The sequence below is a fragment of the Paenibacillus sp. PCH8 genome (assembly GCF_002968835.1).
Lineage (GTDB): Bacteria > Bacillota > Bacilli > Paenibacillales > Paenibacillaceae > Paenibacillus.
The window spans coordinates 855,123-878,006 of record NZ_PKQK01000003.1; the positions used below are offsets into that span (position 1 = coordinate 855,123).

At 47.5% G+C, this 22,884-nt stretch carries 26 protein-coding genes and 1 pseudogene; 3 read left to right on the plus strand and 24 right to left on the minus strand.

Annotated elements, in window-relative coordinates:
- Window positions 1–2: 2 nt before the first annotated feature.
- The 19 genes and pseudogenes from dxs to spoIIIAA all read right to left on the minus strand — a co-directional run bounded on the left by dxs (window position 3) and on the right by spoIIIAA (window position 15,709).
- Window positions 3–1,910: a 1-deoxy-D-xylulose-5-phosphate synthase gene (gene dxs, locus C0Q44_RS21200; RefSeq protein WP_105409204.1), complete on the minus strand. Its 1,908-nt coding sequence runs from the start codon at window positions 1,908–1,910 to the stop codon at window positions 3–5.
- Between the two features lie 284 nt (window positions 1,911–2,194).
- On the minus strand, window positions 2,195–3,100 hold the full coding sequence (locus C0Q44_RS21205; protein ID WP_374955133.1) for a polyprenyl synthetase family protein: 906 nt from the start codon (window positions 3,098–3,100) through the stop codon (window positions 2,195–2,197).
- The gene (gene xseB, locus C0Q44_RS21210) at window positions 3,093–3,350 is read right to left on the minus strand and encodes an exodeoxyribonuclease VII small subunit (protein WP_017687599.1); all 258 of its coding nucleotides are present in this window, start codon (window positions 3,348–3,350) and stop codon (window positions 3,093–3,095) included. The genes C0Q44_RS21205 and xseB overlap by 8 nt, the downstream gene beginning before the upstream one ends.
- Window positions 3,340–4,704, minus strand: coding sequence for an exodeoxyribonuclease VII large subunit (gene xseA, locus C0Q44_RS21215; RefSeq protein WP_105409206.1), 1,365 nt, complete (start codon window positions 4,702–4,704; stop codon window positions 3,340–3,342). Before xseA ends, xseB begins: the two co-directional genes overlap by 11 nt.
- 10 nt (window positions 4,705–4,714) lie before the next feature.
- Window positions 4,715–5,572, minus strand: a complete 858-nt coding sequence (folD, locus tag C0Q44_RS21220; protein ID WP_105409207.1) for a bifunctional methylenetetrahydrofolate dehydrogenase/methenyltetrahydrofolate cyclohydrolase FolD — start codon at window positions 5,570–5,572, stop codon at window positions 4,715–4,717.
- Window positions 5,573–5,667: 95 nt separating this feature from the next.
- Window positions 5,668–6,120 (minus strand): transcription antitermination factor NusB, encoded by a 453-nt coding sequence (gene nusB / locus C0Q44_RS21225; protein ID WP_105409208.1) that lies wholly within the window; start codon window positions 6,118–6,120, stop codon window positions 5,668–5,670.
- A gap of 223 nt (window positions 6,121–6,343) precedes the next feature.
- Window positions 6,344–6,577 carry a DUF2273 domain-containing protein gene (locus C0Q44_RS21230; RefSeq protein WP_105409209.1) on the minus strand — a complete coding sequence of 78 codons (234 nt, stop codon included), beginning with the start codon at window positions 6,575–6,577 and terminating at the stop codon, window positions 6,344–6,346.
- Window positions 6,578–6,591: 14 nt separating this feature from the next.
- Window positions 6,592–7,131, minus strand: coding sequence for an alkaline shock response membrane anchor protein AmaP (gene amaP / locus C0Q44_RS21235; RefSeq protein WP_105409210.1), 540 nt, complete (start codon window positions 7,129–7,131; stop codon window positions 6,592–6,594).
- Window positions 7,132–7,275: 144 nt separating this feature from the next.
- Window positions 7,276–7,686, minus strand: a complete 411-nt coding sequence (locus C0Q44_RS21240; RefSeq protein ID WP_017687593.1) for an Asp23/Gls24 family envelope stress response protein — start codon at window positions 7,684–7,686, stop codon at window positions 7,276–7,278.
- 217 nt (window positions 7,687–7,903) lie between these two features.
- Window positions 7,904–9,247 carry an acetyl-CoA carboxylase biotin carboxylase subunit gene (accC, locus tag C0Q44_RS21245; protein ID WP_105409211.1) on the minus strand — a complete coding sequence of 448 codons (1,344 nt, stop codon included), beginning with the start codon at window positions 9,245–9,247 and terminating at the stop codon, window positions 7,904–7,906.
- A gap of 55 nt (window positions 9,248–9,302) precedes the next feature.
- On the minus strand, window positions 9,303–9,767 hold the full coding sequence (gene accB, locus C0Q44_RS21250) for an acetyl-CoA carboxylase biotin carboxyl carrier protein (RefSeq protein WP_105409329.1): 465 nt from the start codon (window positions 9,765–9,767) through the stop codon (window positions 9,303–9,305).
- A gap of 139 nt (window positions 9,768–9,906) precedes the next feature.
- Window positions 9,907–10,743 (minus strand): SpoIIIAH-like family protein, encoded by an 837-nt coding sequence (locus C0Q44_RS21255; RefSeq protein ID WP_105409212.1) that lies wholly within the window; start codon window positions 10,741–10,743, stop codon window positions 9,907–9,909.
- Window positions 10,744–10,811: 68 nt separating this feature from the next.
- A complete protein-coding gene (spoIIIAG, locus tag C0Q44_RS21260) occupies window positions 10,812–11,450 on the minus strand; it encodes a stage III sporulation protein AG (protein WP_105409213.1) in 639 nt (212 codons plus the stop codon).
- Window positions 11,451–11,465: 15 nt separating this feature from the next.
- Window positions 11,466–12,296, minus strand: coding sequence for a stage III sporulation protein AF (gene spoIIIAF, locus C0Q44_RS21265; protein WP_181151106.1), 831 nt, complete (start codon window positions 12,294–12,296; stop codon window positions 11,466–11,468).
- A gap of 31 nt (window positions 12,297–12,327) precedes the next feature.
- Window positions 12,328–13,518, minus strand: a complete 1,191-nt coding sequence (gene spoIIIAE, locus C0Q44_RS21270) for a stage III sporulation protein AE (RefSeq protein ID WP_105409215.1) — start codon at window positions 13,516–13,518, stop codon at window positions 12,328–12,330.
- A gap of 20 nt (window positions 13,519–13,538) precedes the next feature.
- Entirely contained in the window at window positions 13,539–13,928 is a 390-nt protein-coding gene (gene spoIIIAD / locus C0Q44_RS21275) for a stage III sporulation protein AD (RefSeq protein ID WP_017687586.1), read from the minus strand.
- Window positions 13,929–13,958: 30 nt separating this feature from the next.
- Window positions 13,959–14,162, minus strand: a complete 204-nt coding sequence (spoIIIAC, locus tag C0Q44_RS21280; RefSeq protein ID WP_017687585.1) for a stage III sporulation protein AC — start codon at window positions 14,160–14,162, stop codon at window positions 13,959–13,961.
- A gap of 29 nt (window positions 14,163–14,191) precedes the next feature.
- Complete coding sequence (spoIIIAB, locus tag C0Q44_RS21285; RefSeq protein WP_105409216.1) at window positions 14,192–14,710, minus strand: stage III sporulation protein SpoIIIAB; 519 nt, start codon at window positions 14,708–14,710, stop codon at window positions 14,192–14,194.
- Window positions 14,703–15,709, minus strand: a pseudogene (gene spoIIIAA, locus C0Q44_RS21290) (stage III sporulation protein AA). The gene spoIIIAB and the pseudogene spoIIIAA overlap by 8 nt, the downstream one beginning before the upstream one ends.
- Before the next feature lie 262 nt (window positions 15,710–15,971).
- Here spoIIIAA and C0Q44_RS21295 point away from each other — a divergent pair.
- Complete coding sequence (locus tag C0Q44_RS21295; RefSeq protein WP_105409218.1) at window positions 15,972–16,721, plus strand: 2-phosphosulfolactate phosphatase; 750 nt, start codon at window positions 15,972–15,974, stop codon at window positions 16,719–16,721.
- Between the two features lie 73 nt (window positions 16,722–16,794).
- Here C0Q44_RS21295 and C0Q44_RS21300 read toward each other — a convergent pair whose 3' ends face one another.
- The 5 genes from C0Q44_RS21300 to C0Q44_RS21320 all read right to left on the minus strand — a co-directional run bounded on the left by C0Q44_RS21300 (window position 16,795) and on the right by C0Q44_RS21320 (window position 21,319).
- The gene (locus tag C0Q44_RS21300; protein WP_105409219.1) at window positions 16,795–18,048 is read right to left on the minus strand and encodes an aspartate kinase; all 1,254 of its coding nucleotides are present in this window, start codon (window positions 18,046–18,048) and stop codon (window positions 16,795–16,797) included.
- A gap of 191 nt (window positions 18,049–18,239) precedes the next feature.
- The gene (gene efp, locus C0Q44_RS21305; RefSeq protein WP_105409220.1) at window positions 18,240–18,797 is read right to left on the minus strand and encodes an elongation factor P; all 558 of its coding nucleotides are present in this window, start codon (window positions 18,795–18,797) and stop codon (window positions 18,240–18,242) included.
- Between the two features lie 310 nt (window positions 18,798–19,107).
- Entirely contained in the window at window positions 19,108–20,181 is a 1,074-nt protein-coding gene (locus tag C0Q44_RS21310) for a M24 family metallopeptidase (protein WP_105409221.1), read from the minus strand.
- 39 nt (window positions 20,182–20,220) lie between these two features.
- A complete protein-coding gene (gene aroQ / locus C0Q44_RS21315) occupies window positions 20,221–20,664 on the minus strand; it encodes a type II 3-dehydroquinate dehydratase (protein ID WP_105409222.1) in 444 nt (147 codons plus the stop codon).
- Window positions 20,609–21,319 (minus strand): YqhR family membrane protein, encoded by a 711-nt coding sequence (locus C0Q44_RS21320; protein ID WP_105409223.1) that lies wholly within the window; start codon window positions 21,317–21,319, stop codon window positions 20,609–20,611. The genes aroQ and C0Q44_RS21320 overlap by 56 nt, the downstream gene beginning before the upstream one ends.
- 215 nt (window positions 21,320–21,534) lie before the next feature.
- Here C0Q44_RS21320 and C0Q44_RS21325 point away from each other — a divergent pair, with 215 nt between their 5' ends.
- On the plus strand, window positions 21,535–22,527 hold the full coding sequence (locus C0Q44_RS21325; RefSeq protein WP_105409224.1) for a DUF1385 domain-containing protein: 993 nt from the start codon (window positions 21,535–21,537) through the stop codon (window positions 22,525–22,527).
- 5 nt (window positions 22,528–22,532) lie between these two features.
- On the plus strand, window positions 22,533–22,868 hold the full coding sequence (locus C0Q44_RS21330) for a hypothetical protein (protein ID WP_105409225.1): 336 nt from the start codon (window positions 22,533–22,535) through the stop codon (window positions 22,866–22,868).
- The last annotated feature ends 16 nt before the right edge of the window (window positions 22,869–22,884 follow it).

A 22,884-nucleotide genomic window follows, 5' to 3' on the forward strand; every position in this document is an offset into this window, starting at 1 on the left:
AATTACGAAGGAAATCGTGTTTTGGGCATGCCGTAAGCTGATTGAACAGCCATGTTGCGCAGTTCAGCACAGACATTCTCAACGGTAAGACCCACTTCCTCACGTTGTTCCTTAATACTGCCATGCTCGATGAAGCGATCTGGAATCCCCATCAATTTCACATGAACATCATGCAGTCCCTGTTCAGCATAGAACTCCAGAACAGCACTACCCATGCTACCTGCTTGTGATACCTCTTCAAGCACAATCAGTTTTGTGCTCCGTACAGCCAGATCACGCAGCATCTGCTCATCCAGAGGTTTGAGGAAGCGAGCGTTGATTACGCCAGCCGTAATGCCTTCCCGCTTGATCGTCTCCGATGCTTCTTCTGCAATCTGTACCATGGATCCGGAGGCTATAATTGCATATCCCTCAGATGGACGCAGTTGCTCCCAAGTTCCAATTGGAATCGGTACAAGCACATCATCCAGGGGTACCCCTACCACATTATTACGTGGATAACGATAAGCGATTGGACCTTCATTATAATCAAGCGCCGTTTTCATCATGTGGCGCAGTTCATTTTCGTCTTTTGGCATCATCAGAACGATATTTGGAATATGACGCATAAAGGCTACATCGTATACTCCCTGATGTGTTTCCCCATCTGGACCGACAAAACCTGCGCGGTCAATAGCAAACATGACGTTGGCATTATGACGGCAGATATCGTGTACAATCTGATCATATGCACGTTGCATAAATGTAGAGTATACAGCAAAGACAGGTTTTAATCCTTCCATTGCCAAAGCAGCACACATCGTTGCCGCATGCTGTTCAGCTATACCTACGTCAATCATGCGATCAGGGAATTCCTTACTGAACGGAATAAGACCCGATCCGGTAGGCATCGCTGGAGTTACAGCTACAATCCGCTTATCCTGCTTCGCAAGATCAATCAGCGTCTGACCAAATACTTCCGTGTACATTGGTTTGCCCACAGCCTTCAATACTTGACCGGATTCAATTTTGTACGGAGATATTCCGTGCCACTTGTGTGAATCGGCTTCCGCTGGCTGATATCCCTTACCTTTGGTCGTCAGTACATGAACCAGTACAGGTCCAGCCACGTTATCAGCCTGTTTGAAGGTCTCAATTAATTTGGGAATGTCGTGCCCGTCTATCGGACCCAGATAAGTGAAGCCCAGTTCTTCAAAAAGCACACCGGGTACCATCATATATTTGACACTGTCTTTGATCCAACTTGCCGATTTCGCCAAACGATCCCCAATAGCTGGTATCTTCTTGAGCATTCCCTCAACATCATCTTTCGCTTTCAGATAATGACGATCGGAACGAATCTTGCTCAAATATTTATGCATGGCCCCAACGTTTGGAGCAATGGACATTTCATTATCATTAAGAATAACCATTAGTTTTCTTTGCTCATGACCAATATGATTGAGGGCTTCAAAAGCCATACCACCGGTAAGTGCGCCATCGCCAATCATCGCGATGACTTGGTTATCCTGACCCTTCAGATCACGCGCAAGAGCCATCCCCATAGCAGCGGACAATGAAGTACTGCTGTGTCCAGCTTCCCATACATCATGTTCACTTTCGTTGCGTTTGACAAATCCGCACAGGCCATTTTGTTGACGCAATGTATCAAAACGATCCATGCGCCCTGTCAGGACTTTGTGCACATAAGCTTGATGCCCTACATCGAAAATCATTTTGTCTGCTGGACTGTTATAGCAGTAATGCAGGGCTACCGTGAGCTCAACCACTCCTAAGTTGGGTGCGAGATGCCCCCCTGTAACGGACAGTTTCTCAATCAGAAACTGCCGGATCTCTGCCGACAAAAGCACAAGATCATCTTGAGACATCGACTTTAGATCACTGGGTTGTTTAATTTGTGGAAGCAGCACGAGAATCTCCCCGCTTTCCTAGATTGTTTGATTGTTGATGTAAACCATGTATACAAGTTATGATCCAAATGACATTAGATCATTATAACATAAAAGAACAAGAATCATAATTTACTGCTCCATACTCCCGATAACGAGCATTTCCGCCAGCAAATTATGTATGATCCTTTTCCATATGTATGCCCAAATTCATTTGGGACAGACTTTTTCCAACCACTCGGAAAAAGGACATTACAATCATTACACCGTTATATATGTTTTGAAACAGCATGCTTCACCCGAAACTAATGGTCTCGACTCATCAGATAATCCGCAATTTCCAACAACCGGGATGCATCAGGTAACGCGGCTCTTTCAAGTGCATCTTTTGCTGATTGCGTAAGGGATTTCACCTCATCCATAGAAGCGTCCATGCCAATAAAATAAGGATACGTTACCTTCTGCTGATTCACATCGCTCTGTGTTTTCTTACCCATCTTTTGCTCGTCACCCGTCAGGTCAAGGATATCATCCTGAATCTGAAACGCCAGCCCCAGATCACGGCCAAACACACGCAGTGCTTCCAATTGCCCTTCCGTTGCTCCACCGATTCGTGCCCCTGCAATAAGGGAGAATACGATCAGATCACCCGTCTTGTGCAAATGAATATATTGAAGCTGCGCAAGATCGGTCATCCCCTGTTCGCCTTCCATATCAGCAACTTGCCCACCGACCATGCCTCTTGCTCCAGCAAGTTCGGACATGTCCTCCACGATCGACAGCAGAGCGTCTGGCGATACACCACTACGGCGACCAGCTTGAACAATGCTATAGAAGGCATGAGTTAACAGCGCATCACCTGCCAATATCGCTGTTGCTTCACCATATACCTTATGATTGGTTAACTTTCCCCTGCGATAATCATCATTATCCATAGCAGGCAGGTCGTCGTGGATCAAGGAATAGGTATGAACCATCTCCACGGCGCAGGCTACCGGCATTGCAGCTATACGCTGTGCACCGAAGGCTTCCGCCGCAGCAACGACCAGAAGAGGGCGAAGGCGTTTGCCTCCGGCCATAAGTGAATACTGCATCGCATCCATCAGCGATTGGGGTACATCCCAGTGAACCGGAAGAGTATGTTTCAACTCTTCCGTTACCTCAGCTGTGACCTCCTGAAGGTATGCTTGAAACGAAGGACGATTACTCATGGACTTCACCGCTCTCATCGTCAGCAGTTCCAAAGGGCTTCTTGCGAAGCTCCCCATCTTCTTCTACGATCATCTCGATCTTGCGTTCCACTTGTTCCAGCTTCAAACCGCACAGTTGCGAAAGTTTCATCCCGCGCTGAAACAGATCGATGGCTTGTTCCAACGGAACATCACCATGCTCAAGTTGACCTACGATGTCTTCCAATGCCGCCATTGCTTCTTCGAAATTCAATTCCGGTTCATTCGCCATGGGTATTGTCGTCCTCCTTCATTCCCCAAACCTGACAGTCCAACTGTCCGTCTGTTAATTTAATCTTTATCGAATCTCCTGGCTGTACATCTTTCATCGACTTGATTAATCGCTGTTCCCGCTCATCATAGACAAGACTGTATCCACGTGACATGACTTTAAGCGGGCTAAGCGCGTCCAGATGCCGCACAGATGACTTCCACTGTTGCTGCTTGCCTCTGGTTATGGACCTCATCGCAAGCTCCAGTTGCCTGCGTGCTGCCGTGCTTTCGCGGCGCGCTGAATTCACCTGGTCACGAGGATTGAATCGTTGCAGTGCCGCTCGAAGACGCTCCTGCTTCTCTCCAGTCCATTTCATACGCGTATCCACTGTCCTCAAAAGTCGTTGGTGCATCATATCCAGTCGTTCGGTGTGCTGCATCAAGGTACGTCTTGGATGAACGAGCACTGGCGAACGCTGTAATCTGGCGAGCCGTTCACGATTATGTACGGCACGCTGTCGCAAACTGTGCTGTAACTGACGCTGACGTTGTGCAATCTGATCAAGTAACTCGGCTCGGTTAGGCACAGCCAGCTCTGCAGCAGCTGTAGGCGTAGCAGCACGCAAATCGGCTGCAAAATCGGCAATGGTAAAGTCGGTTTCATGCCCAACTGCTGATATTACAGGAATGTCCGAAGCCACAATCGCCCTCGCCACAATCTCCTCATTGAAGGCCCACAATTCCTCCAGTGAACCCCCTCCGCGTCCAACGATCAGCACATCGGCTTCGCCCATGCGGTTCAGGTTGCCGATCGCTTTAACTATGGATGGTGCTGCACCTTTACCTTGAACAAGCACTGGATATAACACCACTTTGGCGGAAGGATATCTGCGCTGCAGTGTAATCATGATGTCCCGTACTGCCGCTCCTGTTGGCGATGTTACAACCCCGATGGTCTGTGGATAACGGGGAATCTGTCTTTTTCTTGAGGGTGAAAACAACCCCTCATCCTCCAGCTTTTTCTTCAGCTGTTCGTAAGCCAGATAGAGACTTCCAATTCCGTCCGGTTGCATATGCGTGGCGTAGAATTGATACTGTCCGTCCCGTTCATACACCGATACATTACCACGAGCAATAACCCTTGCACCCTCCTTCGGTACAAAGGGTAATCGCTGATTATGGGATGCAAACATAATCGACTTAATCCGGCTGTCCTTGTCCTTCAATGTAAAATACATGTGGCCGCTGGAGTGATGTGTGAAGTTCGAAATCTCCCCGCGTAGCCAGACGTCCGACAGGACCTGATCCGATTCCAATTTCATCCGAATGTATCGGTTCAGGTCTTTGATAGAGTAGATTTTTTGATCTGCCACAGATAGAACCCTAGGCCAATCCGTGAGCGCGTTTGGCAGCGATCAATGTATTTTGCATCAGCATCGTAATCGTCATTGGACCAACGCCACCCGGAACTGGCGTAATTGGACCCGATACCATTTTCACGCTTTCGAAATCTACGTCACCAGCCAATTTGCCATTTTCCAAACGATTCATGCCGACATCAATCACAACAGCACCCGGTTTCACAAAATCGGCATCCACAAAGTTGGCACGGCCAATGGCCACAACCAGAATATCGGCCTGACGCGTGATCTCTTTCATGTTCGCGGTACGGGAATGACACATGGTCACCGTCGCATTCTCACGCTGAAGCAACAGAGACACCGGTTTGCCAACAATGTTGCTTCTTCCGATGACCACCGCATGTTTACCCGACATTTCCAGCCCGGTACGCTTGATCAACTCGATCACACCCGCTGGGGTACAAGGAAGCAGACTATCGTCACCAATAACGAGATTACCCACATTGACCGGATGGAATCCGTCTACGTCTTTATCTACGGCGATCGCATTGATCACTGCTTTCTCTTCGATATGCTTCGGTAATGGCAGTTGAACCAAAATTCCGTTGATAGATTGCTGATTATTCAGCTTGTCCACCAGCGCGAGCAGATCTTCTTGGGACGTGCTTGCATCCAGACGATGCACTTCGGAATAGAAACCGACGTCATGACATGCCTTTTCTTTATTCCGCACATATACTTGGGATGCCGGATCTTCCCCGACGAGCACAACAGCCAGACCAGGTACTACCCCCTGTTCGCTAAGCCGTTTTACTTCTGTCGTCATGCTTGCGCGGATCTCTTGGGATACTTCTTTACCGTTAATAATAGATGCTGTCATTGTACTCTCTCTCCCTTATGTGAACATATATTTAGAGGTTGTTCAAAAAGCCAGAAAACCGGTCTTTTTGAACACGCACTATAGTTAATCGTAATTTAAGACAGTTTTTCTTTAATCGTGCTGACTTCCTGAATCATGCGTCCGAGTACACCGTTGACGAACTTGCCGGACTCATCTGTACCAAAATATTTGGACAGTTCAATCGCTTCATTGACGGATACCTTTGCCGGAATGTCATCACGGAACACCATTTCATACGTGGACAGTCGCAGGATCTGGCGATCTACACGCGACAAACGGCTAATCTGCCAGCCTTTCAGATAATCCACAAGCAACCCGTCAATCGCTTCCTTGTTGTTCCACGCTCCCTGTACAATCTCGGTAACGTAAGTACGCATCACATCTGCATCGCGAATGACCACTTCGGTTTCATTATCTTCAGCGGCTTCATTAATCAACATGTTCACAGCTTCTGCTGCGCCTACCTCATTCATTTCCATCTGATACAGACTTTGTACTGCAATTTCCCTTGCCAAACGTCTTTTCATGTCCTGCCTCCTGCAACGCTCCATCTGGAGCGTCATCATGCTTATTTTAATATCATGAACCCATCTCATTTATCCGTAATCGGATGGATCGATGGCTTCCACGGTATTATTGTTATTGTTATCCCTTTTCACAAAAAAACCTGCAATGTGTTTCCTCCAAAAAACGGGCAACCTAAACTACAGCTCTATTTTCGGAAGAAACATATTGCAGGGTTCAGGTAGATCATTTAAACGGACGCCAGCGATCGCCGAGCCATTGTCTCCATTCCCTCCAGGGAATAGACGAACCCAGCTTCGAATCACTTCGTCTGCCTAACGTATAACCGATGAACACCAAGAGTGCAAAGAACAACATATCCCAAAAACCGATCCATACATAAAGAAATCCAAAAAAGATGCCGCCGATAATTCCGGTAATTCGGCCTCTGTGACTGTCCCAAATCTCTTTCCACAGCATCAGTGAAACTCACCTCATTCCACTCGACTCTTGTAGTTAGGTGACTGGGTTACATTAGCGATATACACCGTAACAAAAGATACCGGAATACCCGTAATCTCTTGCACATGATCATGTATCGCCTTTTGCAGATCAGAAGTCAGCGCAGGAATAGGTGTCTCGCCATCCACTACTGCGCGAATCATAATCTCCAGTCCTGACTCAACCACACGTATGCGTGCCTTGACATCACGTACTCCCCGGAAACGGGAAGTCGCCTTCAGACAGAGATTCTCAATCGTCTCCATCGAGATCTGTACATCACCAAACTCCGTACGTTGATCCACTGACGGCAATGAAGCACGCTCACGCCGAACCGAGATGTAGAAAAATCGCAAACTCAGGATAAACAAAATCGCTGCTGCAACAACCGCCGCAACAATAACATTTTGTTCCTGCTGGTAATTCAATTCGTAAGGCAGCACACCGCTGATCAGAAGAATGACGGCTGCCGATATTGCTCCAACGCTTATGCTGTATATAAACAACAGAAGCCGATCCAGTATTTTAGCCACGAACTGCACAGCCTCCCTTGCTCACTAACATTGCTTAACCTGTTCACTAGCAAAATCAGATCCTCAACTAGCTTTCGCCATCTGAAAGACCTGTCCAAGACGGGATAACCCCCGGCAGATGATGCCGGGGGAATCTGACTTCTTTTATTTTACGCGCTGACTGTTCAGGTCGATCTCTTCCACTTTCTCGGTGCTCTTGAACTGAACGTCATGAATGTGTACATTCACTTCATTCACATTCAATCCTGTCATATTCTCGATGGAACGTTTAACGTTTTGTTGAATCTCCGTAGCCACCTGAGGCAAACGGTATCCGTACTCGATAATAACCGACACATCAACTGCAGCTTCACGCTGGCCCACTTCAACTTTAACGCCTTTGGAAAGGTTTTTGCGACCAAGCAATTCAGCAAATCCACCAGCGAATCCGCCGCTCATGCCTGCAACACCCTTCACTTCAAGTGTTGCCAGTCCAGCAATCACTTCAATAACTTCAGGTGCGATCTGGATTTCACCGATATCCGTTCGTTCAAATTCAGTCGGTAGTGTACTCATTGTTCAACACACCTTTCGCGAGATAAGTTTGTGGCCATCCGTCAGGGCGCTGGAACTCAGGTCAATCGACCGTCATAACCCTTCCGGTCCGGCTTTACCGGAACTCCTGCAAACAGCCGCGGGTGTGCGGGCTTATCCTTCGCAGGAGACATGCGCTCTTATTATTACATACTATATCATTTGGGCTACATTATGACAAACAAGCCCAATATGCCTATTAAATCTCGTTATCTTCGAGGAATTTAATATCAAAATCACCACGAACGAACGTTGGGTGCTCCAGTAATTTTTGATGGAAAGGAATCGTTGTCGATATACCTTCAATCGCAAATTCCCCAAGTGCACGCTTCATCTTCGCAATCGCTTCTTCCCGATTCGCTCCCCACACAATCAACTTGGCGATCATGGAGTCATAAAAAGGAGAGATCGTATACCCGGGATAAGCAGCACTATCTACACGTACACCCGGTCCTCCTGGTGCGAGGTAGAATCCGATTTTGCCTGGTGATGGCATAAAGTTACGGTCTGGATCTTCGGCATTGATCCGGCATTCAATCGACCATCCGTTGATAACCACGTCTTCCTGGCGGAAAGAGAGTGGATTACCCTCCGCTACCGAGATCATCTCGCGGATCAAATCCACACCAGTAACCATCTCAGTCACCGGATGCTCTACCTGAATACGCGTGTTCATCTCCATGAAATAGAACTCGCCATTCGGACTGAGCAGGAATTCCAGCGTACCCGCTCCAGAGTAATCCACTGCAAGTGCTGCCCGTACTGCGGCTTCACCCATCAGTGTACGTACTTCTTCATTCAGAACAGGACACGGAGCTTCTTCTACCAATTTCTGACGACGGCGCTGTACCGAACAATCACGTTCGCCCAAATGCACGGCATTCCCGTGTTTGTCGGCAATAATCTGAATTTCCACATGTTTCATGCCCGTCAGTAACTTCTCCAGATAAACGCCCGCATTGCCAAACGCTTTCTGTGCTTCCTGCTGAGCTGCCGTAATCTGCTTCACCAATGTTTCTTCGTCTTCAGCAATACGAATCCCTTTTCCTCCGCCACCAGCAGTAGCTTTGATAATGATCGGGTAGCCTATATCCCGGCTAATCATAATCGCTTCTTCCGTGCTTTCCACGAGACCATCTGATCCTGGAATAACAGGTACTCCAGCATCTTTCATCGTCTGTTTGGCAACAGCCTTATCACCCATTTTGGTGATGGCTTCAGGAGAAGGGCCGATAAACGTAATATTGCAAGACTCACAAATTTCCGCAAAATCAGCATTCTCCGCCAAAAAACCGTATCCAGGGTGGATTGCATCACAATCCGTAAGCGTTGCTACACTCATGAGATTGGTAAAGTTCAGGTAACTGTCCTTGGACAGTGTCGGTCCGATACAGTACGCCTCGTCTGCAAGACGAACATGCAGAGAGTCCTTATCCGCTTCCGAATAGACGGCTACCGTCGATATGCCGATCTCCCGGCAGGCACGAATAATACGTACCGCAATCTCTCCACGGTTCGCAATCAGTATTTTTTGAAATTTCATTTCGTTATTGTCCTCCTTCGAAGCTCATGCGGTTGCTGTAATCCAGCATTAACGGTTATTCCGGTTTCACCAGGAACAGGGGCTGTCCATACTCGACCAGCTGTCCGTTTTCAACCAGCACTTCAACGATTTCTCCCTTGATGTCGGCATCAAGCTCGTTCATCAACTTCATGGCTTCGATGATGCATACCGTTGTTTTCTCAACAACTTTATCACCTGTGCTCACAAAAGGACCCGCTTCCGGTGAGGAAGCGCTGTAAAAAGTACCTACCATCGGAGATACAATTTTATGTAAATGACTTGTAGTATCGACCTGCGGAGCGGCTTCACTTGCCACTGCAGCCGGTTGTACCTGCGGAGCAGCAATCATTTGCGGTTGCATAGCAGCTGCCTGAATATACTCCGTTTTGCCCGGTTTGCGGATCGATAACCGTGATCCTTCATTTTCAATTTCCAACTCTTGAACGGAACTTTCATCTACCAGTTTAATCAGTTCTTTGATCTCACTCAATTTAAACATTTCCATTATTCACTCCTTCGGCATCATGCCAGTCTCACTAGGACGGTCATATGGCTTTATGTATTATATCATAATCGTTAAAAATGGAAAGAGCCCGAGAGTGGAACCAGCTCCCGGGACTTCTTTTCCATGATTTGGATTATTGTTCTGTGACGTATTGCACGCTGATTTTGTTCTGGGACACCGCCAGTTCTTTCATGACCAGATCGACGATGGAAACCGCCTGTTTGACATCCAGTTTCTCACTAAGAACCACGATTTTATACTTGTCGGCATCTTCTTGAACGATCGCATTGGCGAACTGTTGGGAGAGTGTCTCCTCAATGCCAGTGATTTTGGCTTCTTTTTCTTCCAGTGTACGCAGTTGCTCCGTTGCTTTGGCATTCTCTTCTGGCGTTTTGCTCAGATCCCCTGCAACGGTCATCAGCTCCTCATACTTTCGATTGTTGCTTTCCTCACGCTGCCACTGGTAGTTCTGGAACTGGCTGCTCGCAGATGCTGTCGTATTTTGTTCTTCCATTTCCTTGAGTACTTCCTCATCTGTCTTGACTGGATTAGCTCCTGCCTGACTGTCCGCCTCTGGTGTAGTTGCAGCCCCTTTGTCGGTCTGTTTTCCTGCTTCGCCCTTACTTTCACCTGATTCGACAGCAGGTGATTTCTCTGTATTCCCCGTTCCTTCACCTTCTGTAGCAGCCGGATCTTCTGTCGTGCCTGTCATGCCAGTCGTGCCTGCTGTACCTGGATCACTTTCAACTTCGCCGCCATTCACCACTTCATTAACAACCAGACCTTCTGTAGGATCAAGAATGCCAGCGGTCTCCTGCGCTTCTCCTTGCTTGATTGCATCCACTTGCTGACTGTCAGCTACTGGTGCATTAATCGGAGCTGAATCCTCAGTGAACAGATAATACGCGGACAAAATGACCATCAGACTCAGCATGGAAACGAGCCATACTGTTTGACGTTTGTTATTCATTAGAACTTCCTCCTCGAATTGGCTTCATTCTTATATGAGAATCGAATCTTGCGATTCATTGAACCAGATTAGTCCTGTTTGCGCGGTACAACCGAGATTCGGTAGGCTGCCACATTCAGTCCTTTTTCCACAGCATCGGTTATCAGGTCCTTCACAACCTTGTTCTCTGCACCTCTCGCAACCACAAGCACACCACGGATTTGCGGTTTGAGCTTTTTGGTCACTATAGGTGTCTGATCCCCTGATATTTCATACGTAATAATCTCGCCATCGCGGGTATATTGCGTCATATGTCGCTTGCCACCGCTCGCATCCGTTTCTTCGGTAAGTTGCTGAGAATCTTTCACGTTCCGCTGAACGACCAGCTCTTCTGTGGAATCCACGGTAACCATCACATCAACCGTTCCCACCCCAACGATATTCTCCAGCACACTCTTAATTTTGTCTTCAAATGCAATTTCAATCGCCTGAAAAGGGTTCTGATCTGTCGGATCACTCTGTATAGATGCCATGGATGTTGCTGGGTCCGGTGGTTCCCGTCCGATATTTTCGGAATCAATTTTTTTGACATTGACGAAGGAATTGAAGAGCATGATTCCCACCCCAATCAGACCCAGAATAATTAGCCAGCGGAAGGTTTGGCTCCGTCTTGCCCCCCCATTTCCGCCACCCATCCAGGTTTCCATCTTTTTGAACCATTGTTTCATCGGACACCCTCCTTCTCAGAGCACTTGGGCACTTTTCGGTTCTTTCACTTGAACTTTGTCCGCATCGATATCCCACTTTTCAGTCAGCAATGTAATAATCTGCACCGCATGTTCGGACCGTGTGGATGTCTCACCTGGCCGCTTAGTCTTGTCTGCCTGATCGCTTGTAACAGGTTCGGAAGGTCCTTCATCTCCCTTACGCTGACCTTTACTCACATCAATCTGTACATCAGGTACTTCAATCTGACCAATCTGGATGGGCTGCCGTATTTGCGGTGATTCATCCTTGCCTGATTCCGTGTCTGTCCCTAAAATGGGTTGAGTATTGACAGCGGCTTCTTGCTGTCCTGAATCCACGTCCCCTCCCGCATCTTCACCAGCCATTTCGACGATTACATTCCGGATTACAGGCAGTTCAACCGAAGAGGCGGCTTCCATTTCCGTTTCGTATTTATTCATCACGAGTTGCACCTCTACGGACTGAACCTTCGCCCCTGTGGTATCTTCAATCTGTCCTTTCATGACGTTAGCCAGTTCTTTCGCTGTCCATTGCAGGGATTGTTCCTGCTCGTTCGATTGTAGCCGCTTGCCCTGTGCCAGAATCTGTTCAAGTGTTGCATTTCCAGCCGATGGAGTATCCATTGCGGTCATTGCCCGTTTCAGCTCTCCAACCGGATCACTTCTCAGGAGCTTCGTTATCGGTGATAAAAGGGTCAGCAGGATAAGAAGGCTCAGCACAAGCTTGACGTAGCGTTCCATGGATCGATTGGGCAACAACATATCCACGAAAGTCGCCAGCAGAACGATCATGATCAATTCCTTGAGCCAACTGCTCAGCCAACCCATCCTTTTCAGCCCCTTTCTTGCGAACATACATTCAGCGCATCATCACAGTCAGATTACCTGCAGTCAACAAGATCGTGATTGCCAGGAAAAACATCAGCCCGACGGCTGCGAGCGCCGCAAATACGTATATCATGCTCTTGCCGATGGCTTGCAGGCATCCAACGATCGGAGTATCTCCCAGAGGTTGCATGATGGCCCCGGTAACGTTGTATATCAAGGCCAGTGCCAGAATTTTCAGCGCCGGGAAGGCACAGAGAAACAGAATGATAATGACACCTGTGAGTCCAATTGCATTTTTGACAAGTAAAGAAGCTGTGATGACCGTGTCTGTTGCATCAGCAAACGTTCTGCCCACGACGGGGACAAAATTGCCTGCGATATATTTGGCGGCCTTCAGGCTGACTCCATCCGCTACAGAGCCCGAAGCTCCCTGAACCGAGATTACGCCCAGAAACATCGTAAGCAGGATACCCAGTAGCGCCACGCTAATGTTACGCAAGAGGTCTGCCAGCTGCGTCAGCTTGTACTTGTCAGACAATGAACTCACGAGATGCAGGACAGCCGAGAAGAAGAGTAGCGGGAAAACCAGCAGGTGAATCAATGTACTCACCAGATGGATCATGAAAATGATGAGCGGATGGGTCACGGAGACCGTAATGACATTCCCCATGGACGCGAGTAGCGTGAATAACAAGGGAACCATCGCCATCATGAAGTTGATCATGCCGGATATGGCATCCTTGGCGTAACCAATCGCCACACTGAAGCTGTTAATCGCAAGGATGATGATGACCATATAACAGATTGAATAGGCAATTTTACTAATATTATTTTTCTCAAAAGCGGTCTGAAGGGTCTCCAGAATCATGCTCAGTACACTTAACATCACAATCGTGACCAGAAGCTTGCCATTATATAAAATTTCATGCAGCATGAAGGTTCCTATGGCTACAAACACCGATTTTAGGCTGAAGCCTTCTTTGCCGGGTATTAACATATCCATAAAGGAAGGGGTTTTCCCTTCCGGGAAGAAACCACCGTATTGTTGCATCAGTTGATCCCAGTATTTCTCCACCTGATCCTTGGGAAGCTGGTCTGCCTGCTGTTCCATCCATTCACCGGAAGGCGAGCTTGCAGTAACCTGTCCGATAACACCGAACATAAAACAGAGCAACAGCACAACCGTAAGACGCCACTGCGGTTTGGGATGCATCCATTTCATATGAAGTCCGCACGCCCCTTCTACACCGGCATCAGCTTCATGACGGTTTCGATAATAATGCTGATGATCGGTATAGCGAGTACAAGGATTAACACTTTGCCAGCCAGTTCAATCTTGGAAGCAATGCTCTCCTGGCCTGCATCTCTGACAATCTGTGCACCAAATTCAGCAATGTACGCTATGCCAATAATCTTCAGCACCGTTTTCAGATAGATACTCTCCATACCTGAATTCTCGGCTAGCCGCTTTAACACTTCGATTACTGCTCCGATCTTGCCAATCAATAACATGAAGATCACAATACCGGTCGCAGCAGCAATCAGAAAGGCAAACATCGGCTTCTGTTCCTTAATGACCAGAATCAGAACGGTTGCAATAAGCGCCAAACCTACAACTTGGATAATTTCCACAGGTCACCACCACCCGGCTTCATGACCGTTTTATTGAAAAAGAAATATCGATTTGATCTCTTGCAGCAGGCTGTCCAACATACGGACCACCATGAACAATACAACGACAAATCCAATTACGGTCACCCAGTGAGCCATATCTTCCTTTCCCATTTGTTTCAGTACCGTGTGAATCATGGCAATAATGATTCCGATACCCGCAATTTGAAAGATTGCGTTCACTTCTAGATTCATGACCTTGGCACCTCACTATCCCGGCTATTTCAGAAGATCAGAATGACGATTAACGCTCCGACAAGCATCCCGAGACTTCGGCTCATTCGTTCATATTTCATTTGATCGGCCTGGGCACGGGATTCTTCATGCATTAGTTGTTGAATGGCTAACGATATATGTTTAGTCTGATCTTGACGGTCACTTGTGCCAAGGCTGAAGCTTAATTGCAGCATGACTTCCCGCTCGTCAGCCTTCATGGCTGATCTTCCCCACGCTTGCTCCACACCCGACTGTAGACTTTCTCGGGCAGTGAGGCCATGAGGAGGTTCCATCTGCGCAGCTGCATGAAGGAACAGTGTCTTTACCGGTTCTTTGGTCTGGGCTCCCATCTTAACCATCGCGTCGGGAAGAGGAGTGAGGCCATAGTTAATCTCCGTCATCAGTCGCTGGAGAGCCGCAATCAGTTCCCGCAACTGCCTCGGTCTTAATGCATACTGTCTGGCCTTGTAAAATCCGGCGAGGGTGCTGGCGAACAGAATGATCACTGCACCAAGCATGTTAACCAAAGGCTTCACCTCCTGCCTCCGTCTGCTGCAAAACACGCATTTTGCCATCGGCCAACCGAAAGGTCATGCCCCCCGGCTCGTCCGTTGCAGCTGCACATAACGTTGAAACATCTGCTCGGCGATTAAAGTTCTCAGCGCGGGTCTGGCAGATAGCTCCGATAGATCCCGTCCATGGGCAGTCGCGATCACAGAGACACCTGCATGCAGAGCTTCCATCACCGCCTCAGCATCCTCCGGACGACCGATCTCGTCCACAATCAGGACATCCGGCGACATGGAGCGGAGCATCATCATCATGCCCTCAGCCTTCGGACAACCGTCCATCACATCTGTTCTTGGCCCCACGTCGAATCCAGGTACTCCTTTGTAGCTACCAGCGATTTCAGACCTTTCATCCACGATCCCCACTTTCAGGCGCGGACGTAATCCCTGAACCAGTTCGCTGCCCCCAGTGAGTTTGGTTCCACTGCTGATTTGTCTCGCCAGATCTCGCAGTAAAGTTGTTTTTCCTTGTTGAGGCGGTGAAAGGATCAACGTATGCAGGACCTGTCCGCTCTTCATATCGAGAAGATAGGGAAGGATTCGGTCAGCCACTCCATGTACCTCACGGGCTACCCGGACGTTGAACCCATTGATATCGCGCAGATATTCGACACGTCCACCACTTAGGACCGTTCGGCCAGCAAGTCCGATTCGATGCCCTCCCGGGATGGTGATGAATCCTTTGCGTAATTCCTCTTCCAATGTATAGAGTGAATGGTTACTGATCAGATCCAGCAGTCTGTGCGTCACCTCTTTCTGAGGAACGTATGCTTCATCAGGGTTCCCGGTCGGACAACCTTGAGATGTCAGGAAGTGGTACGTGTTGCTTGCATTAATCTCCAGGGGTCTGCCTTCACGAATACGTACTTCCTCGACTTGTTCCAATAGAGCGGGCGGCATTCTTCCGAGAATAGTTCGGATCGGTTCCGGGAAAAGATCCTTCCAGTTCACCTTCATGGGTAGGCTCCTCCAAGCTTAAAATCATTTTGTTCACGCTTCTGGCGCTTGTTCATATCTCAAGTTTATGCCTGTACATTCAATTTATGACGCTGAAATCTATCATTTCTTCAGAATACGGATGAGAGTTGAAACCATAGACCCTCTTCTGTTCTAGGCACCCGTCTAGATGTGCTCGCATATAGTGCTCGCATACGGGTAAGATCTATTCCGGCTGAAAAAGATATACCGATCCCCCGGATACAGAAAGGAGTTGTGGGGAGTGCGAGTCGATGTCGTAGGCAATGTGAATGAAGTACGCACCATTGATATCGCTGGACGTAGTGCGGTTGTGATTGATGTACTGCGGACGACCAGTACGATCGTTACAGCTCTGGCGTATGATGCTGCGGCTGTAATTGCTGTAGAGACGGTACCACAAGCCAAACAATTGACAGGGAAAGATTATATTCGGGGTGGAGAACGTTTTGACAAAAAAATCACCGGATTCGAGGCGGGAAATTCCCCCTATGAATATATGACAGAAGGCATTGCGGACAAAACGATCATACTGACCACAACCGATGGAACCCGGGCATTGATCAAGGCTTCCCGAGCGAAACATGTACTCGCTGGATCGTTTCTGAATGTGCAGGCTGTCGCAGCTGTTCTATGCGAACTCCAAAGAGATGTATTACTGTTATGTGCGGGAGATCAGGATGAATTTGCATTGGAAGATGGGTTGTGTGCTGGCTGTATTATCGATGAACTGCACCGTCAATCCCATTCTGCCATCCAGCTGAACGATCTCGGCATGGTGCTTCATCAGGCGGTTTCCCAATGTCGGGAAAGCATCCCTGATCTGGTGAGGATATCTTCTGGTGGACGAAGGCTGGAAAAGTTAGGAAAAGCTCATGATATTGCATACTGTTCTCAACTTAACTTGCTGGATTGTGTTCCCGAAATGGGGGAAGGGAACCGTATTCACCCTTATCGCGGAATACGTGGAGGAAAGCTGTTTAATTCGCTATGAGAACAACAAAAAGGTGTACGGTTGCCAGATGGCAACTGTACACCTTTGCTATATTTACATGTGCAGAAGTCGTTTATCTGCGATTTTGCGGTCCGCCAATAACGGCTTGTTCAGCGGTATCCAGATCATATGCTGTATGCAATGCCTTAATTACGTCATGCAATTTATCGCCGTCAATGACACAAGAAACTTTGATCTCGGAAGTACTCACCATCTTGATGCTCACGCCTTCTGCGGAAATGACTTTGAACATCTTGGCAGCTACACCCGGGTGACTTACCATACCTGCGCCAACAATAGAGACTTTAACGAGGTTGTCTTCGGATGTGACTTCACGGTAAGGCAACCGGCTGTGAAGGCTTTCAATGACACGCAATGCGTTCTCTCGATCAGACAATGCAACAGAGAACGAGAAGTCCGCTTTGCCATCCATCACTCCGCTCTGAACGATAATGTCCACATCCAGCTGTTCGAATGCAAGAGCACCGAATACTTCAGCCAGAACGCCTGGTACATCCGGCACACCCAGAATACTGATGCGAGCCACGTTTTTGTCATAGGCAATACCACTCACCACTACGCCTTGTTCCATTGCTGCTTCCTCCTTCACAACCGTTCCTTCATTATGGTTAAAGCTGGATCTAACAATTAGAGGTACACCGGAATGCTTCGCGTACTCCACTGCTCGCGGATGCAGCACCGCTGCTCCCAGATTAGCCAGTTCCAGCATTTCATCATACGATATTTCCTTCAACTTGCGCGCAACCTTAACGATCCGTGGGTCCGTAGAATAGATTCCATCTACATCCGTATAGATCTCGCAGGCATCAGCCTTAATGGCTGCGGCCATAGCTACAGCTGTTGTATCCGAACCACCACGTCCCAGCGTGGTAATCTCACCGTCTTCCGTCATGCCTTGGAAGCCAGCAACGATAACAATATTACCTTCGGCCAGTGCTGCATTCACACGGTCAGGGTGAATATCATGAATACGTGCTTTCCCGTGAACCGGCTCTGTGCGGAATCCCGCTTGCCAGCCCGTAAATGATACTGCCTTGCGTCCAAGCGCTTGAATAGCCATGGATAATAAAGAGATCGAAATCTGTTCTCCTGTTGTCAATAACATATCCATCTCACGAGCAGGCAGTTCACTGTTCAGTTGTTTTGCCTGATCAATCAAATCATCCGTTGTATCCCCCATGGCCGAAACCACGACTACACACTGATGTCCTGCATCAGCTTTTTCTACAACACGTCCGGCTACACGTTTCATGCGTTCCGTATCTCCGACCGAGCTGCCCCCAAATTTCATCACGTACAATGACAACGCAAATCCACTCCCTACCTTGTGCAGTATGCATAATTGATGTCCATCGTCATTATTCTCACCGAGAAATGACTTTAACCCAGTATATTACGAAAGCGTCTGATAGGCTAATCTTTTTTCGAAAAAACCCTCTGCCAATAGAATGGCAAAGGGTTGTTATCAGCGTTTATTTAGCTTACAGCATGTGAAAATTACGCACGGGATGAGTATTTACCTTCACGTGTATCGATCAGGAGAACGTCACCCTCATTAATGAACAAAGGAACTTGTACATTCAAGCCTGTTTCCACTTTTGCGTTTTTGGTAGCACCTTGTGCAGTATTACCTTTTACGCTTGGCTCCGTTTCAATAACTTTCAACTCTACGCTTGTAGGCAAGTCGATTCCGAGGATTTCACCTTGGTAGCTAATGATCTTTACGTTCATGTTTTCTTTCATGAAGTTCAATTCCCATTCCAGTTGATCACTAGTCAATGTGAACTGATCATACGTTTCGTTATCCATGAACGTGTGCTCCGTACCACTTGCGTACAGATACGATACACCACGGTTTTCGATAATAGCACGGCCAAGTGTTTCGCCTGCACGGAATGTTTTTTCAACGGTGTTGCCGTTACGCAGGTTTTTTAATTTGGTACGTACGAAGGCTGCGCCTTTACCTGGTTTAACATGTTGAAAATCAAGTACGGTATAGATGTCGTTATCCACTTGAATGGTCAAGCCGGTTTTAAAATCATTAACTGAAATCACAAAAAATCCCTCCTGATATGGTTAAAAAGTGGTGATATGAGACGATGGGTTAATTTAGAGATGATAACCTGAATTCATAAGTATGTGCGGCGTGGCCGTTCCGGTTACGGATCGTTCTTCAGATCGCTGTTGTCTCCCATTTTTTTGATTGCACTTGTATAAGGTTAAAATAGGGAGACAAAGGCGAACGCTAACGCTTCTACAGAATCGATTCCGTCTCCTTCACTACTTCGCTTATTGCGCATACAACTCAGGACATAACCCATCTATAAAATAAAAATCGTCTTATATCACGAGTGGCTAGTAAATACTAGCCAATTACAGTGAATTTCTTGTCCGACTTCGTGAGAATATGAATACCCGTCTCGGTAATCACTACGTCATCCTCGATACGCACGCCGCCAAGTCCGTCAATATAAATACCCGGTTCAACGGTAACCACCATACCCGGTTTCAGTATATCGTCGCTAAGTTTGGACAACCGTGGAGCTTCGTGAACTTCCATGCCCAGACCGTGACCTGTGCTATGTCCAAACTGATCTCCATATCCGTGACCTGCAATGATATCACGAGCCAGTGCATCTGCTTCCCGTCCGGTCATACCCGGTTTCAGGTTCTCCAGCGTATGTAACTGAGCTTCCAGTACAATGTCATAAATTTTGCGCAGTTCAGGTACAGGTGTGCCTGTTCCAATGGTACGTGTCAGATCTGAACAGTATCCGTCCAAAAGTGCACCGAAGTCAAATGTAATCAACTCATTTTGTCCGATGACCTTGCTGCTCGCTACGCCGTGAGGCATGGCAGAACGTTCACCCGATGCTACGATGGTGTCAAATGAAGAGGAAGTCGCTCCATGTTTACGCATGAAGAATTCCATCTCCAGATCCACTTCACGCTCCGTCATGCCTGGTTTGGCAAACTGCAGTACGTGACTGAATGTAGCATCTGCCAGATCTGCAGCTCGTTGCATAACCGCGATCTCATCTTCATCCTTGAACATGCGAAGTTGTTCCACGGTTCCAGATACAGCTTTCAATTCAATGGGTTGAAGTGCCTCAGCATAAGCGGAATGTGTGCCAAATGTAACCGTATCCTGTTCGAAGCCAACTTCTTTGATATTAGCGGATGATAACAGTTCGCGCACCGTATCCATTGGCTTGGCTCCGTGCTCCACCACCGTAAAACCTTTGGCTTGCTGGGGTGCCTGTGTCATGTAACGGAAATCAGTCAGCAAGTATGCTTCCTGTTCCGTAATCAGCACATATCCCGCTGAACCTGTAAAGCCCGTCATATAACGACGGTTAATCGGATTCGTAATCAGCATTGCTGTGAGTTCATGCCCACGCATGGCTTCACGCAACTTATTTACTCTTTTGTTTTCCATCGGTAACCCTTCTTTCTCTCACATTCCCGGGTTCCCGGCTCAGGTTTGTTTGTCCAGATGACGCACAAGAGCCAGCAATCCCAGTTCATAGCTTACTTCGCCAAATCCGGCAATCTGCCCGATTGTTTCCGCTGCAATTACTGAATGATGTCTGAACGCTTCGCGTGCATGAATGTTGGATAGATGAACTTCCACGGTAGGAACTTTAACAGCATTGATTGCATCACGTATAGCATAGCTATAATGGGTAAATGCTCCGGCATTCAGCATAATTCCGTCGTCCTTGCCCATGGCTGCATGAATGCGGTCAATGATATCCCCTTCATGGTTCGATTGATAAAAAGCGATGGAGACACTAAGTTCTTCAGCCTGTCTGCGAATTTTGTCCTCAATATCCTTCAGACTAAGTGTTCCATAGATGCCCGGTTCACGTACACCCAGCATGTTCAGGTTCGGGCCATTGATCACAATAATTCGTTTCACCGCTGCTCCACCCTCTCTGCAAATAACCATCTGCTATTTTAACACAGGCATTGCCGGATTGAGAAGCTTTTTTGCGGCTAAGCCCCGCTTGCTCCGGCTCACGTTTACGTTCATCCGTGAACTCCATAGCAACTGTATAACCAATGAACAGTCCCCAGAGCAAAAAGAAACAGAGTTCCGTGATGATCGAATCCCACGTTAAACCATTCAGAGGCTTCATCATGCCCATTTTCGGCCCTACCAGAATAAAGAGAATTACCCACCAAACAACGCCATACACCATGCCGGGTAATGGACCTTTCAGTTTACGGATCGTGAACGTGTAGAGCAAGGAGGCCAATACGGAAAAGACGATAAAAAACAGCCAGCCTGTCAAATGTCCTGCTGCGGTGTAGATATATTGATGTTTGAAAAAAGGCTCAGCCAGAAATCCCACAGGCACAATCGTAAAATGCAGCAGATAGAATAGCCAGTGTAGCCCACCCCAGATAAAACCGGCAAAGAAGCCAAGCTCCAAAGCAAACGAAAATGGATTCGTGTAGTAATGCGTCTGACCTTGCCGATGGGCTGGGCCTCTATCTCTGTCTTTTTGCTTCAGTTCATGTGAACGTTGATCTTCATGAGGTGCTGTATCTTCATGCTTACGTTCTGTCATCGATATTCTCCTTCGTGTAAGTAGGATAACCCCGCAATTTCACTCGAATTTTCCACCTAGTTCTACGGGGTAGTATGGTCAAATCAGGGCAATCTTAACAACATCCTTCGGGGATTGATGTACAAACTAGAAATTGCTCTCAAAATTCGATACAATAGGGTTATTAAACTGCCTTTGATTGCGAAGGCTTAGAACAGAATAGGAAGGTGAATAATTTGCCTCAACAATCCAAGCCTGTCAGCTATGGGGGGCAAGCTGTCATTGAAGGCGTAATGTTTGGTGGGAAACATGTCAACGTTACAGCTGTTCGTAGAAAAGACGGCGAAATTACGTATCTGGAAGTTCCCAAGCAAGACAAGTCCTGGGTCACGAAATTGCGGCGGATTCCTTTATTACGCGGAATTGTCAGCATCATAGATTCAAGTGTCAAGGGCAGCAAACATCTCAACTACTCTGCTGACGCTTATGCTGATGATGAACTGGAACCGGAAGAAAAAGCCAAGCAAAAAGAGAAAGAAGGTTCGGGCTGGAGCCTTAGCATGATCATTGGTGTTACCGCAGTAGCCATTCTCTCATTCCTTTTTGGTAAAGTTGTGCTGACATTGCTTCCTGTTGTCATTGAGAATTTTCTATTCAAAAATGCATTCGACAATCAGTTTTTGCATAATTTACTGGAGGGCGGCATCAAGCTGATCCTGTTGCTTGCCTATCTGTGGCTCATCTCTCAGACGCCGATGATCAAGCGTCTCTTTCAGTATCATGGAGCGGAGCACAAAGTCATCAGCGCACATGAAGCCGGGGAAGAATTGACGCCAGAGAATGTGCAGAAGTACAGCAGGCTGCATTATCGTTGCGGAAGCAGTTTTATTATGTTGACTGTCATTATCGGCGTGTTTCTGTATTCCCTCTTCACCTACGATAACCTCTGGGAACGGATGGGCCAGCGTCTACTGCTGCTACCTGTTGTGCTAGGCATTTCTTTTGAACTGTTAAAGCTCACGAACTCGGTACGTGACATTCCAGTATTGCGTTATCTCGGATACCCGGGATTGTGGCTGCAATTGCTTACAACAAAAGAACCAACCAACGAACAGGTAGAAGTATCCATTGCTTCGTTTAACCGTATGCGCGAGTTGGATGCCAAGCTCGCTAATGTCTCGGCCACATCAGAAGTACCTGTTGCAACACTTGATCCTGTGAAAGGGTGAATGATATGAATAAGCAGGCAATCGTATTTTGGACCTTCATCGCACTCGCTGCTGTTGGAGTCTTGACTTGGCTGGGGAACGCTAGTCTTTCCAGAATTATTATCCCCCTGGTCGTGTTCGGAGTTGTGTTCCTGCTGTATAAGTATCCGCCGCGCCGTTGGGCACAAAAAGCAAAGTCACCGAAAATCAAGCCATCGGCCCGAACCATGGCGAAAGTAAACGCACAGTCTAGCACCAGAAAGAGCAGTGGCTCTTCGAAGAAACGTAAGGATTACCCTTTCCAGGTTATACAGGGACAAAAGGGAAAAAGCAACGATGAAGATATACCGAAATTCCACTAAAATCAGTGAACATGCA